At 46.0% G+C, this 18,034-nt stretch carries 19 protein-coding genes; 5 read left to right on the top strand and 14 right to left on the bottom strand.

Going from position 1 to position 18,034, the window contains the following annotated elements; genetic code table 11:
* Complete coding sequence (locus JQC93_RS13725) at positions 1-591, top strand: SIS domain-containing protein (RefSeq protein ID WP_205158992.1); 591 nt, start codon at positions 1-3, stop codon at positions 589-591.
* A 10-nt stretch (positions 592-601) separates the two neighbouring features.
* Complete coding sequence (locus tag JQC93_RS13720; protein ID WP_205158991.1) at positions 602-1,165, top strand: BON domain-containing protein; 564 nt, start codon at positions 602-604, stop codon at positions 1,163-1,165.
* A gap of 117 nt (positions 1,166-1,282) precedes the next feature.
* Here the strand turns inward: JQC93_RS13720 and sspB are convergent, their stop codons facing one another.
* The 8 genes from sspB to zapE form a co-directional block, all read right to left on the bottom strand.
* Positions 1,283-1,780 (bottom strand): ClpXP protease specificity-enhancing factor, encoded by a 498-nt coding sequence (gene sspB, locus JQC93_RS13715; protein ID WP_205159085.1) that lies wholly within the window; start codon positions 1,778-1,780, stop codon positions 1,283-1,285.
* 14 nt (positions 1,781-1,794) lie between these two features.
* A complete protein-coding gene (gene sspA / locus JQC93_RS13710) occupies positions 1,795-2,430 on the bottom strand; it encodes a stringent starvation protein SspA (RefSeq protein ID WP_084889142.1) in 636 nt (211 codons plus the stop codon).
* Positions 2,431-2,515: 85 nt separating this feature from the next.
* Positions 2,516-3,256: a cytochrome c1 gene (locus JQC93_RS13705; protein ID WP_205158990.1), complete on the bottom strand. Its 741-nt coding sequence runs from the start codon at positions 3,254-3,256 to the stop codon at positions 2,516-2,518.
* Positions 3,256-4,518 carry a cytochrome b gene (locus JQC93_RS13700; RefSeq protein ID WP_084889140.1) on the bottom strand — a complete coding sequence of 421 codons (1,263 nt, stop codon included), beginning with the start codon at positions 4,516-4,518 and terminating at the stop codon, positions 3,256-3,258. Before JQC93_RS13700 ends, JQC93_RS13705 begins: the two co-directional genes overlap by 1 nt.
* The gene (petA, locus tag JQC93_RS13695) at positions 4,518-5,108 is read right to left on the bottom strand and encodes a ubiquinol-cytochrome c reductase iron-sulfur subunit (protein WP_205158989.1); all 591 of its coding nucleotides are present in this window, start codon (positions 5,106-5,108) and stop codon (positions 4,518-4,520) included. The genes JQC93_RS13700 and petA overlap by 1 nt, the downstream gene beginning before the upstream one ends.
* Positions 5,109-5,500: 392 nt before the next feature.
* A complete protein-coding gene (rpsI, locus tag JQC93_RS13690; RefSeq protein ID WP_205158988.1) occupies positions 5,501-5,893 on the bottom strand; it encodes a 30S ribosomal protein S9 in 393 nt (130 codons plus the stop codon).
* A gap of 15 nt (positions 5,894-5,908) precedes the next feature.
* On the bottom strand, positions 5,909-6,337 hold the full coding sequence (gene rplM / locus JQC93_RS13685; protein ID WP_084889137.1) for a 50S ribosomal protein L13: 429 nt from the start codon (positions 6,335-6,337) through the stop codon (positions 5,909-5,911).
* A 224-nt stretch (positions 6,338-6,561) separates the two neighbouring features.
* Positions 6,562-7,668 (bottom strand): cell division protein ZapE, encoded by a 1,107-nt coding sequence (zapE, locus tag JQC93_RS13680; protein ID WP_205158987.1) that lies wholly within the window; start codon positions 7,666-7,668, stop codon positions 6,562-6,564.
* 223 nt (positions 7,669-7,891) lie between these two features.
* Between zapE and zapG the strand changes: the two genes are divergently transcribed.
* The 3 genes from zapG to degS all read left to right on the top strand — a co-directional run bounded on the left by zapG (position 7,892) and on the right by degS (position 10,962).
* On the top strand, positions 7,892-8,332 hold the full coding sequence (gene zapG / locus JQC93_RS13675) for a Z-ring associated protein ZapG (RefSeq protein WP_205158986.1): 441 nt from the start codon (positions 7,892-7,894) through the stop codon (positions 8,330-8,332).
* 89 nt (positions 8,333-8,421) lie between these two features.
* Positions 8,422-9,792 (top strand): Do family serine endopeptidase, encoded by a 1,371-nt coding sequence (locus JQC93_RS13670; RefSeq protein WP_205158985.1) that lies wholly within the window; start codon positions 8,422-8,424, stop codon positions 9,790-9,792.
* Positions 9,793-9,894: 102 nt separating this feature from the next.
* The gene (gene degS, locus JQC93_RS13665) at positions 9,895-10,962 is read left to right on the top strand and encodes an outer membrane-stress sensor serine endopeptidase DegS (protein WP_205158984.1); all 1,068 of its coding nucleotides are present in this window, start codon (positions 9,895-9,897) and stop codon (positions 10,960-10,962) included.
* Between the two features lie 119 nt (positions 10,963-11,081).
* Here degS and parC read toward each other — a convergent pair whose 3' ends face one another.
* The 6 genes from parC to nudF all read right to left on the bottom strand — a co-directional run bounded on the left by parC (position 11,082) and on the right by nudF (position 17,992).
* Positions 11,082-13,346: a DNA topoisomerase IV subunit A gene (parC, locus tag JQC93_RS13660; RefSeq protein WP_205158983.1), complete on the bottom strand. Its 2,265-nt coding sequence runs from the start codon at positions 13,344-13,346 to the stop codon at positions 11,082-11,084.
* Between the two features lie 2 nt (positions 13,347-13,348).
* Positions 13,349-15,229, bottom strand: a complete 1,881-nt coding sequence (gene parE, locus JQC93_RS13655) for a DNA topoisomerase IV subunit B (RefSeq protein WP_205158982.1) — start codon at positions 15,227-15,229, stop codon at positions 13,349-13,351.
* Positions 15,230-15,419: 190 nt separating this feature from the next.
* Positions 15,420-16,007 carry an esterase YqiA gene (yqiA, locus tag JQC93_RS13650; protein ID WP_205158981.1) on the bottom strand — a complete coding sequence of 196 codons (588 nt, stop codon included), beginning with the start codon at positions 16,005-16,007 and terminating at the stop codon, positions 15,420-15,422.
* 39 nt (positions 16,008-16,046) lie between these two features.
* A complete protein-coding gene (gene cpdA / locus JQC93_RS13645) occupies positions 16,047-16,865 on the bottom strand; it encodes a 3',5'-cyclic-AMP phosphodiesterase (RefSeq protein WP_205158980.1) in 819 nt (272 codons plus the stop codon).
* Positions 16,866-16,943: 78 nt separating this feature from the next.
* Positions 16,944-17,417: a DUF1249 family protein gene (locus JQC93_RS13640; RefSeq protein WP_408068608.1), complete on the bottom strand. Its 474-nt coding sequence runs from the start codon at positions 17,415-17,417 to the stop codon at positions 16,944-16,946.
* Positions 17,369-17,992, bottom strand: coding sequence for an ADP-ribose diphosphatase (gene nudF, locus JQC93_RS13635; protein WP_205158979.1), 624 nt, complete (start codon positions 17,990-17,992; stop codon positions 17,369-17,371). The genes JQC93_RS13640 and nudF overlap by 49 nt, the downstream gene beginning before the upstream one ends.
* Positions 17,993-18,034: the final 42 nt, after the last annotated feature.

The following is an 18,034-nucleotide window of genomic DNA, read 5'->3' as shown; positions in this document are numbered from 1 at the left end:
ATGCTAGACAGTATTAAAGAAACGTTTACTGAAAGTATTCAGATTCAGATCGCCGCAGCAGAGGCACTTCCGGACGCAATCACGCACGCGTCGCAAGCGCTCGTCGCTACGCTATTGAAAGGAAACAAAATATTATGTTGTGGTAACGGTGGGTCAAATGCCATCGCACAGCAATTCGTATCTTGCCTCCTCAATCGATTTGAAACCGAGCGTCCAAGCCTACCAGCATTAATGCTGTCGCAAGATCCAACGACACTTACTGCTGTCGCAAATGACTATGATTACGACGAAGTCTTTTCAAAACAAGTTCGCGCTTTTGGTCAAGCGGGAGATATCTTGTTGGCGATCTCGACCAGTGGTAACAGCCGTAATATTTTGAAAGCGATGGAAGCTGCCGTGACTCGCGATATGACGATTATTGCACTCACAGGTAAAGATGGTGGTGAAATGGCCGGTCTACTGGGTGAGCACGACGTGGAAATCCGTATCCCATCTCATCGCACAGTTCGAATTCACGAGGTTCAATTGGTTACGCTTCACTGTCTTTGCGACCTGATTGATCAAGTGCTTTTCCCTCCACATGTCGACTAAAGGTAGGACAATGCAAACAACTTTATTCTCTCGTATCTCACTAATACTATGCAGCCTGGTACTTCTCGGGGGATGTGTAAACACGCAATCTCAAGATGTCGATGGACAAGACCCTCGTACAACCAAACAGAAGTGGGTCGACAGTACCATAGAGTTTGAAGCAGCTTCATGGAATAACAAAGCGCCATTTAAAGGTGAAGTGCGGGTCAATGCGACGGCATACAATGGCAAAGTGGTGTTGTTTGGTCAGGCAAGCACTGAAACGTTAAGCCAAGATCTAGAACAGAAGGTTCGTGAAATAGCCAACGTCACCTTGGTGCACAACCAAATTAGGATCAAGCCCCCGCTAGCGTTTCCCGAACAAAGTAAAGATGGTTGGATTACCGCAAAAGTAAAAACGGCTTTTGCAGAAGAGCCATTGCTAAAAGGCAATAACATTAAGGTGATCACTGAAGATGGGGAAGTGTTTTTACTCGGGTATATATCACCGGCGAAAGCGGATCTTGCGACCAACATTGCACGTAATGTACAAGACGTAAAACAAGTAATTCGGGCGTTTAACCTTTCAGAATAGTGTAATACCAACCAAAGCAAGTACCTGATTATTCTTGCTCGTTAAACTCAACGCATAAAAAAAGCAGCTTTCGCTGCTTTTTTTGATTCTATGCTTTGAGAGCACTCAATGAGTAGACTACTTAATCACACGTAGAGACGGCTTGCTCTTTTTAGGCGGTTCTGGAGTTGGATCGTCATCCCCATCATCGGCACTATGGATTACTGTCGGCGCTTCTGATTGCGGCTGGGTTACAGCAGACAAACTTGGCTTCTCAACACTAATTTGTGGCTCATCGTTACTTGGTTGATCGAGATTGTCGTACGCCTCTTCAGGCTCAAACATCGTCCCTGCACCATTTTCACGCGCATAAATCGCAAGCACCGCATACATAGGGACAATCACCGAATGAGGTTTGCCACTAAAACGAGCTTGAAAAGTGATCACTTCATTGCTGATCTCAATATTACCCACCGCACGCGGCGCCACGTTCAAGATAATTTGACCATCTTGAACAAACTCAAGAGGAACGCGTACACCACTCATGTTCGCATCCACCATTAGATGTGGAGTCAATTCGTTATCTAATAGCCACTCATAAAAAGCGCGCACCAAATAAGGACGACGAGGAGTCATATTATCCATGTTCGTTATCGAACCAAGCGCATTTCGCGTTCAGCTTCTGTTAGCGAAGCGAGGAATGAATCACGTTCAAATACACGGTTCATGTAGATTTTTAGCTCTTTTGAACCAGGACCTGTCAACTCGATACCAAGTTGAGGCAGACGCCATAGTAGCGGCGCTAGGTAGCAATCGATAAGGCTAAACTCTTCGCTCATGAAGTATTCGTACTCTGCGAACAATGGCGCAAGAGTAAGTAAATCGTTTTTCAGTTTTTCACGAGCTTTCTGTGCTTCTTCACCAGACGCGTTGACGACTTTTTCAGCAAGGCTGTACCAGTTGCGCTCAATGCGGTACATCATCAAGCGGCTGTTACCACGGGCAACAGGGTAAACCGGCATCAATGGCGGATGTGGAAAACGCTCATCGAGGTACTCCATGATGATCTTTGAGTCGTACAAAGCAAGCTCACGATCCACAAGAGTTGGAACTGACTTATAAGGGTTCAGCTCGATAAGTTCAGTAGGAAGAGAACCTTCTTCAACTAACTCAACTTCTACACTCACCCCTTTTTCTGCGAGTACGATACGCACTTGATGACTTTCCATCTCAGTTGCGCTTGAGAATAGAGTCATCACAGATCGTTTATTGGCAGCTACAGCCATTGAGCCCTCCGGTATACAGTACAAAAACAACAGTGGAGGCCAATTGCCTCCACTGATTTATAATTAGCGCCTAATGATATCACATCTAGTGAATATCACGCCAATACTCTTTATACAGCAAGAATGCGACTGCTGTGAAAATGACTAGGAAAAGCAGCACCCAAATACCCAGTTGCTCGCGCTCTACCTGAACCGGATCACCAGCGTATTGTAAGAAGTTCACAAGGTCGCGCATTGCCGCGTCGTACTCTGAGCTGCTTAGCTCACCAGTGCCGTCAGTTTTAACACCAACAACAGCATCTACTTCTTCACCACCAACGGTGGTTTTACCCCAGACTGGCTGTGGAACACCTTGCAGTTCTTCCAACACGTGGGGCATACCCACATTTGGGAACACAATATTATTCACACCAAATGGACGTGAAGGATCAGCATAGAAAGTACGAAGGTAAGTGTATAGCCAATCCGTACCACGTACACGTGCAACCAGAGTCAAATCCGGTGGCGCGGTACCAAACCATTTGGCGCCATCTTCCGCTTTCATTGGATTGGTCATTAGCTCACCAATGTTAAGCTCTGGATCGAACATCAAGTTCTCTTTCATCAGCTCCAGTGGAATGTCCAAATCGGTCGCAACACGCTCATAACGTTGATATTGCGTTGCGTGACAGCCAAAACAGTAGTTCATGAACAACTTAGCACCGTTTTGCAATGACGCTTTATCGCGAATGTCGTTATTTGGGTGATCTAGAGGAACAGACGATCCTCCAGCGGCAAATACCAACGATGGCAACAGAGCGAATACTAATGTCAGTAACTTCTTCATTATTTAGTGATCCTCGTTGGTAGTTCTTTTGTCTTCTCGTTTTTACTGTAAATAAACAGCAGCACGAAGAACATGAAGTAGCCGATAGTAAATACACGAGCCAATAATGTGTACAGTTCAGTTGCAGGCAATGTACCCAGTACACCTAGCGCGACAAAACTGATAATGAATTGTACTAGGTTAATGTAGTGGATCTTGCTGCGGTAGCGGAACGAGCGAACGTTGCTACGGTCAAGCCACGGCAAGAAGAACAACACAACAATAGACGCACCGAAGAAGACAAAGCCTATAAGCTTATCTGGGATTGCACGCAAAATTGAGTAGTTAGGTGAGAAGTACCAAACCGGCGCAATATGTTCAGGGGTCTTCAGCGGGTTTGCCACTTCAAAGTTAGGCGGCTCAAGGAAATAGCCTCCCATCTCTGGGGCATAGAACATCACTAAGGCAAACGCGATAAAGAACAGACCTGCATAGAACAAATCTTTCAATGTGCCATATGGGTGGAATGGCATCGAGTCAATAATGTCGTACTTCTTAGTGAAGTCTTTGTGGAACTTAAATTCAGGCTCGTAATCATCGCCCATAGTGCCTTTTGGTAACTTAGTTTCGATACCGTCAGGGTTGTTTGAGCCCACTTCGTGAAGCGCAAGTACGTGCAAGGCAACCAACAAGATGAGTACAATCGGTAGCGCAATAACGTGAAGTGCGAAGAAGCGATTCAGTGTTGCACCAGAAATAACGTAGTCACCACGGATCCAAAGCGTTAGATCGTCACCAATAAACGGTATCGCACCAAACAGTCCTATAATTACCTGCGCACCCCAGTAAGACATTTGTCCCCAAGGCAGTAAGTAACCCATAAAGGCTTCGGCCATCAGTACCACTAGCAACAACATACCAAACAACCACACTAACTCACGAGGTTTTTGGTATGAGCCGTAGATAAGTCCACGGTACATGTGAAGATAGACAACAATGAAGAAGAACGAGGCACCCGTTGAGTGCATATAACGCAGTAACCAACCGTATTCCACATCACGCATGATGTATTCAACAGAAGCAAACGCTCCATCACCTGATGGTTCGTAACTCATGGTAAGGAAAATACCGGTAACAATTTGGTTGATGAGCACAATCATGGCGAGCGCGCCAAAAATGTACCAAAAGTTAGAGTTCTTCGGCTGCGGATATTCCGCCATGTGTTTGTTGTACGCATTCATCATTGGAATGCGTTTTTCAATCCAGTTAAGCAAAGCGTCCATTATGCTGCTCCCTCATCCTGTCCAACTAGGATACGGTTATCGTCCAGATACATATGCGGTGGCACCACCAAGTTCAGCGGCGCTGGTACACCTTGGAATACTCGACCTGCCATATCAAACTTTGAACCATGACATGGACAGAAGAAACCAGCTTTGACCCCAGATACATGCTCACCAAATGTATCTGGCAAGTGAGTTGGCGAACAGCCTAAGTGGGTACAAAGTCCAACCGCCACGAAAATTTCTGGCTTGAGAGAACGGTGCGCGTTTTGCGCATATCCAGGTTGCTGCTCTTCTGCAGATGCAGGATCACGTAATTGACCGTCAATTTGGGCTAACTGATCAAGTGTTGCTTGAGTGCGGCGAACGACCCATACAGGTTGTCCACGCCAGATAACACGTTGCATCTGACCTTCTTCAAGCTTACTGATATCCACCTCGACCGGCGCACCCGCTGACTTGGCTCGGGCACTCGGATTCCAAGATTTAATGAAAGGTACAGCGACACCGACTGCTCCAACCCCTCCGACTACAGCTGTAGTGGCGGTTAAGAACTTACGACGACCGCTATTTAATGGCGCATTGCTCATCCAACTTATCTCCCATTTGCCCTTTAGGACCTCCACATTCAGACAAAATGAACCCTGAATTGCGGCGTCTCATCCCTAAGAGAGCATGGCTATGTTTATTTGTACTTGAATGACCGAACAAATTGGCTTTGAACGTGCCTCAAGTACAGTACTTTTATTTATCGCGAAATGATAAATAAAACCCTACTTTTTGACAAGATAAAGCTACCTTTTTATAACAATTGTGAGAGGTATCATCGCAATGGTCACAAAACGGTTAAAATAGGACGAGAATCGGCGGGAGTGTGAGGTGTGCTCTTGCATTGGCAAATCGCAGAAATAAAAAAGCTCGGCAATAATGCCGAGCTTTTGACCAGAAATTCTGCAAGAGAACGTAATTTCTGAAATAGAAATTAACGCTTCGAGAATTGTGGACGACGACGTGCTTTACGTAGACCCACTTTCTTACGCTCAACTTTACGAGCATCACGAGTAACGTAGCCAGCTGCACGTAGTGCAGGACGTAGAGACTCATCGAACTCCATAAGAGCACGAGTGATACCGTGACGAATTGCGCCAGCTTGACCTGTAGTACCACCACCAGAAACGGTGATGTAAAGGTCTAGGTTTTCAGTCATTTCAACAAGCTCAAGAGGTTGTTTAACAACCATACGTGCTGTTGGACGACCAAAGTACTCATCAAGACCACGCTTGTTGATTACGATGTTGCCACTGCCTGGTTTGATGAAAACACGAGCAGTTGAGCTTTTGCGACGGCCAGTGCCGTAGTATTGATTCTCAGCCATTTTCATAGTCCCCGATTAAATGTCTAGTACTTGAGGTTGTTGAGCAACATGGTTGTGCTCAGTTCCCGCGTAAACTTTCAGCTTACGGTACATAGCGCGGCCTAGAGGACCACGTGGTAGCATACCTTTAACCGCTAGTTCGATAACCATTTCTGGTTTACGGTCGATCAGCTTGTCAAAAGTGATTGACTTAAGGCCACCTGGGAATTCAGTGTGACGGTAGTAAGTCTTCGCAGCAGCTTTGTTACCAGTTACAGTAACTTTTTCCGCGTTGATAACGATGATGTAATCACCAGTGTCAACGTGTGGAGTGTATTCTGCTTTATGCTTGCCACGTAGGCGAGATGCAATTTCACTTGCTAGACGGCCAAGAGTTTTACCTTCAGCGTCTACAACGTACCAGTCGCGTTTTACAGTTTCTGGTTTAGCAACGAAAGTTTTCATGCTAATAATAACCCGTTAATTAAAAATTAAACTAAAAGGAGCATTTGCTCCCACTGTCTAAGAGCCCAGTCATCACCCCTTCGAGTGGTTGGCACTCTCGGCACTATTTCGAAAAATAGTATTGCCGCAGTAACGGTGGGTCGCAGGATTATACCCAAGTCGCAGAAAAAATCATCTTTTTTTTGGCGTAATCTATGATTTTTTAAGTCGCTATATTAATTGCCTCAAGCCAAGTGCTCTAAGGCGAGGTACTCTTCGCTTTGCATTTCAGTAAGACGGGAAATACAGCGTTTAAACTCAAACTCTAATTGCCCATGTGTGTAGAGCAAATCCATCTCAACGTCTGCCGAAATAATAAGCTTTACCTTGCGTTCGTAAAACTCGTCCACCAACGCAATAAAACGCCTTGCGGCATCATCGTTGCTCGACGACATCTGACGAACATTGGCCAACAACACAGTGTGATACAGTCGTGACATCTCGATATAGTCATTGTGACTGCGTGCACTTTCACAAAGCTGTGCAAATGTGGCGTGAAGCAGCCCTTTGCATTCAGCTTCAACCTCAATCCAGCGATGGTTAATTTCAATGCTTGTTGAGGACAAATTGGGCTCACCCGTTAATTGCTGGCGGTAGTTGAGTAAGTTTTCTGTCGCCTGAGCATCGAGAGGAGAATGATAGATCTCTGCTTGGGTGAGGGTGCGAAGTCTATAGTCCACCCCACCATCCACATTCAACACTTCACAGTGTGCTTCAATTTGCGCAATAGCCGGTAAAAAACGAGCACGCTGTAGACCGTTTCGGTATAAGTCGTGAGGAGGAATGTTAGAGGTCGCGACCAATATGACACCTCGCTCAAATAGCGCTTCAATCAGCGTACCGAGAATCATGGCGTCTGTAATGTCTGAGACGAAAAACTCATCGAAGCATAAAATATCGGTTTCCTGCTTCAGCCTGTCTGCCACTATCAGTAAAGGATCGCTCACGTCTGACAGTGTTTTTAGTTCATCATGGACTCGATGCATAAAACGATGGAAATGGAGACGCAACTTACGTTCGCTGGGTAAAGTGTCAAAAAACGTATCCATAATGTAGGTTTTACCACGCCCTACTCCACCCCAAAAATAGAGCCCTTTAGGTGCGGTAGGCAGCGTCTCTTGCTGTATTCCCAGCCATTTTTTCCATTTGTTCACGGTAACGGGTTTAAACGACTGGTAATCATCCAATTGATGATAGAGCGCATCCAGTTTGGTGACTGCGTGCATTTGAACGCTATCCGATTGATAACCATTGTGTTGAAGGTCGTGTTGATATCGTTGTAATGGAGTCATAGTGCAAATAATTCTAAGTCTTGGGTTAAGGTAAAGAGTAGAGGTACATCGTAAACCGCACTGAACTATTAGGCGATATTGAAGAATGAAAACAAAGAAAAACTGATGTCAATTCTCGCTTAGTCGGCTTTATTGAGTGACCAACTCATAGTAACATGGAGTCTTGAGATATGTAATCAGAGCGTGACAAAGCTGTAACAAAAACAATAATTAAGGAGTCAATATGCCTTGGATTTTTGGGGTAGTAGGTTTGGTCGTTGGGCTGATTGTAGGTGTCGTAGCCACCCGTATGACGGCGCCTCAATACAGCAAGCAAAAAGACCTTCAAAAGGCGTTAGACACGTCAAAATACGAACTAGAACAGCAAAAACAAGACCTTACCGATCATTTTGCTCGTAGCGCAGAGCTGCTTGAAGAGATGGGTAAACAATATTCTAATCTTTATCAGCATTTGGCAAAGTCATCGTCGGAGATGCTGCCTAACATACCTGAGCAAGATAACCCGTTCGTCAAAAAATTGGATGTTGCCGACAACCAGGTAGAAAGTGAACCTGCGGCGGACATCGAGGGACAACCTAAAGATTACGCGAATGGCGCAACAGGCATGCTAAAGAGCGAAGAAAAAGTGATCGTCGACTCTCCTGAAGTGACTAAGCCTGCTTAATTGCTGAAAACAAAAAGAAAATAAAAAAATAGGAACTCAAGCTCGGTTTTTTTGTCATACTCTTCACAGGAACAATGAGGAGTTAATCGATGAAAAAACCGATGTTAGTCTTATCAACATTAGCCTTAAGCTTGAGTTCAGTTCTTACCCCTATTCATGCGACTGCCGCATTACCACTGAGTGTTAATGGTGAGCAGCTTCCCAGCCTAGCGCCAATGCTAGAAAGTGTTACTCCAGCTGTCGTCAGCATTGCCGTTGAAGGTACGCAAGTCTCTCAGCAGCGTATACCCGAGGCTTTCCGTTATTTCTTCGGCGATGATTTTCCTGGTAACCAAGTCCAAGAACGACCGTTTAGAGGATTAGGCTCTGGCGTGATCATTGATGCTAAAAATCGCCATATTGTCACCAACTACCATGTTATCAATGGCGCCGACAGTATCACTGTTCAGCTAAAAGATGGCCGCGAGTACGACGCCGAGCTTATTGGTGGTGACGAAATGTCTGACGTTGCTCTGCTTAAGCTGGAAGAAAAAGCCACCAACCTAACCCAAATCGAACTGGCTGATTCTGATAAGCTCAGAGTTGGTGATTTTACCGTTGCGATTGGTAATCCATTTGGATTAGGACAAACCGCAACATCCGGCATTATTTCCGCGCTTGGCCGTAGCGGCCTCAATATGGAAAACTTAGAAAACTTTATTCAAACCGATGCTGCCATAAATAGTGGTAATTCTGGTGGTGCACTGGTGAACTTAAACGGTGAGCTCATTGGTATCAACACTGCAATCATCGGCCCTAACGGTGGCAACGTTGGTATTGGTTTTGCGATTCCATCAAACATGATGAAAAACTTAACCGACCAAATAGTCGAATTTGGCGAAGTAAAACGTGGTCTGTTAGGCGTACGTGGTGGCGAAGTCACCTCTGAACTTGCAGAAGCGCTTGGCTACAACTCAAGTAAAGGAGCATTTGTCAGCGAGGTTACCGAAGATGGTGCAGCCGAGCTCGCTGGTATTGAGGCGGGGGATATTATCGTTTCTATCAATGGCAAGCGCATCAACACCTTTAGTGAACTGCGCGCCAAAGTCGCCACATTAGGCGCGGGCAAAACAGTCGAGGTTGGTATCGTTCGTGATGGTGAAGAGCAAACCTTTGATGTCACCTTACAAGAGCAAAGTGATGTAAAAACCAAAGCGGAAAATCTCCACGAAGGTTTAGCCGGAGCTGAGCTCACAAATACCACATCCACCGATAAGGTCGAAGGGGTTAAAATCGCCAGTGTGGTTGAAGGCTCTGCGGCGCAACGTTATGGACTGGCTGAAGGCGACATTATCGTTGGGCTTAACCGTCAGCGAGTCAATAACGTAGCTCAGCTGCGCGAAATGTTGGAAGAAAAGCCAGATGTTTTGGCGCTCAACATTCAACGCGGCGAACGAGGCTTGTACATCGTTGTACGCTAAGTACTTCATTCAATGAACAAGGATGGCTTAGGCCATCCTTTTTTTGTTTAAAAGGCAGTGTTATCCTTAAACCATATCTAATACCATTATATTAAGGCTAGCATGCTTCGCTATCTGACACGCTCGATCGCCATAGGATTGGTCACTGCCCTACTGCTTATTGCCGTAGTGCCTTCATTGCGTGATCCTCTGTTGGATAAGTTCGCTTCGCAAATCACACCACCCAACTCATTTACCGAGATGCGTGTGTCATTTAAAAATGCAGTGCGCAAGGCTGCACCTGCGGTTGTTAACATCTACTCGCGCCAATACTCTCCACAAGACCGTTCGCAGTTAAAAACACAAGGCTTGGGATCGGGCGTTATTGTTGACGAACGGGGTTACATCATCACCAATTATCACGTCATCGCGCAGGCAGACCAAATTATTGTCGCGCTGCAAGATGGCCGTATCGCTAACGCGCAGGTCGTCGGTAGCGACCAACGCACCGACATAGCGATATTACAAATTGCCATGACCGACTTACCGGTTATCCCGCAAAACCCAAATAACGACAGCCAGGTTGGCGATGTCGTGCTCGCCATTGGTAATCCATATAACCTTGGGCAAACCACTACCTTTGGTATTATTTCAGCCACCGGTCGCTCTTCTATTAGTGCAGATGGGCGCTACTCATTTTTGCAAACTGACGCAGCCATTAATGAAGGTAACTCTGGTGGTGCGCTAGTGAACACTCAGGGAGAGCTTGTAGGGATTAATACGGCATCGTTCCAACAAGCGACCGATATGGATACCTACGGCATTTCGTTTGCCATTCCTTATGAGTTGGCCAATGTAGTGATGAAGAAAATCATTGCCGATGGTCGAGTGATCCGCGGTTACATCGGGATCGATGCACAAGACATTAATGCCGTTACGGCAAGGCTGCTCGGAGTTAACTACACCCATGGAATCATGGTATTAGCAGTCAACACTGGTGGACCAGCGGACCAAGCGGGGCTGCAAGAGCAAGACATCATTTTAGCCATCGATGGCAAAAAAGTAGAAGGCCGTGAAAGCGTGATGGAAATCGTTACTGATTTGCGCCCTGGCACCACCGCCAAATTTGATATTCTTCGAGATGGTGAGTCCATGACTTTAGAGGTCATGGTGGGTGAAGACACCCAATAGCAACCAATAATACCAACCAAAGCAATTAACTGGTCATTCTTGCTTGTTAATTACTTCGATTGGTATAAACACGAAAAAGGTAGCCGATGGCTACCTTTTTTCATTCTACTGTACAAAGCTTAGCTTTCGACATCCAATACGTCATCGACTTCAATACGGGTAACGCGTTGCAACCCGCGAGGGAGCATTCCACCGCGACGGCCACGTTCTCCTCTGAAGTTTTCAAGATCGGACGATTTAAGTCCAAGCTTACGTTTGCCCGCATAAAGAGTCACACTCACCCCCGCAGGGATCGCCATTAGATGGGAGACAATTTCTTCACGAGACTTCGCTTTTGCCGATGGTATGTTAATGATCTTGTTGCCTTTACCTTTACCCAGTTGAGGTAAATCTTTAATCGGGAATAGCAACATCCGTCCTTGATTAGTGATCACCAAAATCTCGTCTGTATCTAAGCTAGAAACAGGCATTGGTGGAACCAGTTCAGACGCTTGTGGCAGATTGACGAGTGCTTTACCACTGCGGTTTTTAGATAACAGATCGGAGCCTTTACACACAAAGCCGTAACCCGCGTCAGAGCCCACTAGCCATAACTGGTCGTCTTCACCCATAACAACCTGACGAATAGAGGTGCCAGCAGCAATATTTAATCGACCTGTAATCGGCTCTCCTTGACTACGCGCAGACGGTAACGAGTGCGACTCTAACGAGTAGCTTCGTCCATCAGAGCCCATAAAGACAGCTTGTTGGTTGCTCTTGCCTCTCGCATGGGCAAGATACTTATCTCCAGACTTATAGTTAAGCCCTTCGACGTCCACGTCGTGGCCTTTAGCATGACGAATCCAACCTTTTTCAGAAATCACAACCGTGATAGCTTCATTAGGCAGTAAGTCTCGTTCCGTCAACGCTTTGGCTTCAGAGCGCTCTACCAGTGGAGAGCGTCTTTCATCGCCATATTTCTCTGAATCTGCGATGATTTCCTTTTTAAGTAGCGTGTTCATACGACGCTCAGAACCTAGCGTCAGTTCCAGTTTTGCACGCTCTTTCTCTAACTCTTCTTGCTCGCCACGGATCTTCATCTCTTCAAGCTTCGCCAATTGGCGTAAACGCGTATCCAGGATCGCGTCAGCTTGAATGTCAGACAGACCAAAACGCGCCATTAATACTGCTTTTGGCTCGTCTTCTGTACGAATGATCTCTATCACTTCATCCAGGTTGAGGTACGCAATTAACAAACCTTCCAGAATGTGTAAGCGCGCCATAACCTTGTCGAGACGAAACTGCAAACGGCGACGAACGGTTTCGCGTCTAAAGCTCACCCACTCACCCAGTATTTGCACCAAGCCTTTAACTTGCGGACGGTTGTCCAAGCCAATCATGTTGAGATTCACACGGAAGTTTTTCTCGAGATCGGTCGATGCAAATAGGTGATTCATAAGCTGATCGCAATCGACACGATTGGAACGTGGCACAATCACAATTCGTGTTGGATTTTCATGGTCAGACTCATCGCGTAAATCATCCACCATAGGCAGTTTTTTGGCTCGCATCTGATTGGCGATTTGTTCTAACAGCTTAGCGCCAGATACTTGATGAGGAAGCGCAGTGATCACGATGTCACTGCCTTCTTTAACCCAAACAGCGCGCATCTTAATGCTGCCACGACCAGTACGATAGATTTTCTCAATATCACTGCGAGGTGAGATAATTTCGGCTTCAGTCGGATAATCCGGACCTTGCACGAAATTCATGATGTCTGGCAACTCTGATTTAGGGTTATCAATCAGATGAATGGTTGCGTCAGCAATTTCTCTCACATTATGCGGAGGAATGTCCGTTGCCATACCCACGGCGATACCGGTAATGCCGTTCAGCAAAATATGCGGCAAGCGCGCTGGAAGCATCTTAGGCTCTTTCATGGTGCCGTCAAAGTTAGGTTGCCATTCAACCGTTCCTTGACCCAACTCCCCAAGCATCACTTCGGCAAACTTAGACAGTTTTGCTTCGGTATAACGCATTGCTGCAAACGACTTCGGATCGTCAGGTGCCCCCCAGTTCCCTTGACCATCGACCAATGGGTAACGGTAAGAGAAAGGTTGAGCCATCAAGACCATTGCTTCATAACAGGCAGAGTCACCGTGTGGGTGATATTTACCTAATACGTCACCAACAGTACGTGCTGATTTTTTGTATTTAGAAGAAGCTGAAAGACCCAGCTCTGACATGGCGTAAATGATTCGGCGCTGTACTGGCTTTAGACCATCGCCAATATACGGCAATGCCCGATCCATGATCACGTACATTGAGTAGTTTAAGTAGGCGTCTTCGGTAAACTTGCGCAGTGGCAACTGCTCGACACCATCGTATGTAATTTCGTTAGACATTCTTATACCTCAGCCTGATCGCCATAGTCTTGTAACCATGCACGGCGATCATCTGCTCGCTTTTTACCAAGCAGCATATCCATCATTTCCATCGTAGATTGGTCATCGTCGATGGTTAACTGCACCAAGCGTCGTGTGTTTGGATCCATAGTGGTTTCACGCAGTTGTAGTGGGTTCATTTCACCCAAACCTTTGAATCGCTGTACATTTATCTTGGCGCGCTTTTGACTTAAACGCTCTAACACGCCTTCTTTTTCATCTTCATCAAGGGCGTAAAACACCTCTTTACCGCAGTCGATTCTAAACAACGGTGGCATGGCGACATACACGTGGCCTGCTCGCACTAAGGATTCGAAGTGACGCATAAAGAGTGCGCACAACAACGTCGCAATGTGTAGTCCATCGGAGTCCGCATCCGCAAGAATACAGATTTTACCGTAACGTAAACCGTCAAGATTGTCGGTGTCCGGATCAATACCTAAAGCCACAGAGATGTCGTGGACTTCTTGCGACGCCAACACTTGGTCGGCCGCGACTTCCCAAGTGTTTAGGATTTTCCCGCGCAATGGCATGATCGCTTGAAACTCACGGTCACGTGCCTGTTTCGCTGAGCCACCCGCCGAGTCACCCTCCACCAAGAAGAGTTCTGTCCGAGACAAGTCTTGCTGAGAACAGTCGGTCAGTTTACCGGGCAATGCGGGTCCAGAAGCCACCTTTTTACGGACTACTTTCTTCGCTGCACGCATGCGTCGATGCGCACTTGCGATACACAACTCTGCCAGTAATTCGGCAAGCTGTGGTTTTTCGTTGAGCCACAGACTGAATGCATCTTTAACGACACCAGAAACAAAGGCGGCGGTTTGACGAGACGAAAGGCGTTCTTTAGTCTGCCCTGCAAATTGAGGGTCTTGCATCTTCACTGACAACACATATGACGCTCGGTCAAATACATCATCACCCGTTAGCTTAACGCCACGGGGCAGCAGGTTACGAAACTCACAGAACTCTCGCATTGCATCAAGTAAACCTTGGCGCAAACCATTCACGTGAGTACCACCCTGAGCGGTTGGTATCAGGTTTACGTAACTCTCTGTAATGAGCTCGCCACCTTCCGGCTGCCAAATGATGGCCCAATCAGCGGCTTCTGTTTCGGCAGAAAAGTCACCCACAAACGGAGCCTCTGGCACCACGGTGTAACCCTTGACGCCTTCAGCAAGGTAATCCTTTAGACCACTTTCATAGAGCCATTTGTGTTCGTTACCGTTCACTTTGTCGGTAAACACTATTTCGAGGCCAGGGCACAAAACTGCTTTTGCTCGCAAGTTATTCACTAATCGAGTAACAGAGAAGTTTCCAGAATCGAAATAGCTGACGTCTGGCCAGAAGTGAACACTGGTTCCGCTATTGCGGCGGCCAACCGTGCCGGTGACTTCTAAATCAGAGACTTTGTCACCATGTTCAAATGCAATCTCGTACACTTGACCATCACGACGTACCTTGACTTCAACGCGTTTAGAAAGCGCGTTAACAACCGAAATACCTACACCATGCAGACCACCCGAAAACTGGTAGTTCTTATTGGAAAACTTACCACCAGCGTGAAGTTTACATAGGATAAGTTCAACGCCCGATATACCTTCTTCTGGATGAATATCCACAGGCATACCACGACCATCATCGATCACTTCGAGTGATTGGTCGGCGTGAAGAATAACCTGTACTTTTGATGCGTGTCCGGCTAATGCTTCATCGACACTGTTATCGATAACCTCTTGCCCCATATGGTTAGGGCGAGCCGTATCGGTATACATACCAGGGCGACGACGCACTGGCTCCAATCCATTGAGAACCTCTATGGCTCCGGCATTATATTGTTCTGTCATAGTTGAACGTTTCTTAGACTTGGGATGCGATAACGATAATCACCGCAAAAATTGAATCTAGTATTGCAGACAGTCTCAAGATCTGGGGGATCTATGTCAAGCAAAGGCGCAGTTAGCAACTGCGAAAATATGACTTTGAGCATTTTCGCAGCAATATCCTCTTGAATTTGCCGCGAATTTAGCCACTCTTTTACAATTTTAAAAATTGAATGATTTTCTCAGGGAAGCGTTCGAACTGCTGGAAACTGTGATCTCCACCTTGCTCGACCGTTTGGCGACTGACAGAGAACTTGTCGACTGCTTGACGATAGTCGAGTACCTCATCACCCATTTGCTGTAGCAACCAAAAATCAGTGGGCTCATTGAGCCTCTCTACATCAAGTTGCTTTAGATCTTCAATATGGGTGTGATCAAGTGTGTAATGTTCATTGGTATACGGATTGGTTTGCTCTCCAAGATAGTCACTCAACAATTCATAGGGTTTAACTGCTGGATTCACCAACACAGCTTTTAGCCCATATTGTTGATTGAGCCATGTTGACAGATACCCACCTAGAGAGCTACCAACCAGCCCAATCTTGTAATCGCTCTGGTGAGTCTCAATAAGCTGAATAAGTAATGCTATCGCCGGTTTGGGATAGCAAGGGATTTGTGGGATAAGCAACTGAATATCGGGGCGATGAGTGTTCACATAATCAGCCATTATATTGGCTTTCATCGACTTTGGAGAAGAGTTAAAACCGTGAATATAGAGAAGTAGTGAAGGCTTAGTAGACATAAGTATCCGCTTTTATCTGTTGTAATATAAGCGGATTCGTTAGTAACCTTCCGCGTCAAAGTCTGGAACAAACCGTCCCGCCTCTAATCGGTGAACGTGCGTTTCAATTTGGCCATTTTCGAGCAAACTTAGACGGCGCCAACCTGGTGCTACATTATCGAGAGCAAAATCGTTGGAATTAGGTTTGAATTGAGCACAGGTTGAAGGTGTCGCAATCACTCGAACACCACTATGGAGTTGATCAAAGTCTTGATGCACATGCCCGCACAGCAACCCTTTTACATTACTGTGACGATTGATCACTTCCCACAATTCGGAGGAGTTTCTTAACGTATGTTGATCAAGCCAGGCACTGCCAATCAAAACAGGATGATGATGCAGCAATACCAAGCTGTGTTTGTCGGGGTGTTGGCTCAAACATTGATCGAGCATTGCTAATTGCTGTTGAGACAGTTCACCATAAGGCACTCCAACAACTTGGCTGTCGAGTAATATCAGCTGCCAATGTTTTCCAATCATCACATGAGTGTCTTCGACAATTTGGTCGGTAGGAATTACGCTTCCCATGCTCGGCTTGTAGTCGTGATTTCCTGGCAACCAGTAGCACTGTTTTACAAGCGGCCGAATACCTTGAACGAATTTTTCGTACGACGCAGGAGTATGATCTTGAGAGATATCTCCAGTCGCCAAAACGGCATCAAACGCACATTGACTATCGATCACATTTTGCACTACTGCGTGGAAGCTTTGCTCTGTATTAACACTCAGCAAATTGCCGTCCGCAGGTTCAAACAAATGCGTATCTGTTATCTGTACTAACTCAACCCTGTCCTTTGAGGGCGCAACGTGTTGGCTCAATCTCGTATCCTATGCCCAATTGGGGTTTCATAAACCCAAAAGGGTTTCTCTTTTTCAGGTCAATATGACCAAAACAATCTAAAATAGTTGCTCGCGGCTGATGCCTTGTTTTAGGCAGTAAGTCAGCCATTCGCCCAAAAACTGATTAAGTTGAAATTTTTCATCTTTTTGTCGCATGTCAGGATTGGGGTAATCATATCGAGCATGAATCCGACTTATTTTGTCACTCGCGAACACTTCTGCAACCCTTGCGTCATGATAAAGGCGTACAGTCATATTCGGAAGTGGAAAAATGGGCACTTGCTCACACTGAGCAACGTTTACAAGCGTTGTGTAACGAGTGACTTCCAACACCGTAATCTGATAAACACTGTGATTGACTTGATAGGTTCGCACATCGTCAACCTCAGGATTGACCGATATTAACGCGTTTAGCTTGGCGTAATTGGTCTCGTAAAGACGCATTAGAGCGGCTAAATCGACGTGATAAGGTGTTGAATTACTCACACTGACCAACGCTCTTGGATCTGCTTGTAATTGAGCTCTAACCATTGCAGCAAGATTATCGATGCTCCGTTCTCTATTACTCCCTGTTTCACCAGATCGTACGCTTTACTTCTAGACATTGTGGTGACTTTTATATCTTCATTTTCATATTCAAGACCATAAATACCGCCTGCTTTCGAGCAATCGACTTCACCGACATACACATCCAGTTTTTCTGAACAACCTCCAGAAGATGGGTAATAGCTAGTCACAAACTCAAGATGGCCAACTTCAACGCCAGCTTCTTCCATTGCTTCACGTCTAACAACCTCTTCAGCCGATTCGTCGGTATCAATGATTCCAGCAACCACTTCAAACTGCCAAGGACTCGCTTGCTCAAGTGCGCCAACGCGGATCTGCTCTATGATCACCACTTCATCGCGGATAGGATCATAAGGCAACATAGCAGCGGCATGACCACGTTCAAACATCTCGCGTTCGATAGGTTCACTCCAGCCGCCACGAAACAGTTTGTGACGAAAACGGTATTGGATCATACGGAAAAAGCCGTTGAATAAGGGTTTCTTGTCTAAAATCTCGACATCTTCTGTCGAGAAAGAGACGGTGGGTTGTTTAGACATAACATTCCTTGAGCAGAGCCTAAAACTGCTTATCATACCTGA

Origin of the sequence: Vibrio ulleungensis (assembly GCF_016900875.1) — a bacterium.
GTDB lineage: Bacteria > Pseudomonadota > Gammaproteobacteria > Enterobacterales > Vibrionaceae > Vibrio > Vibrio ulleungensis.
Note: the sequence above shows the minus strand (reverse complement) of the source record. Positions and strands in the feature narration are given on the sequence as shown.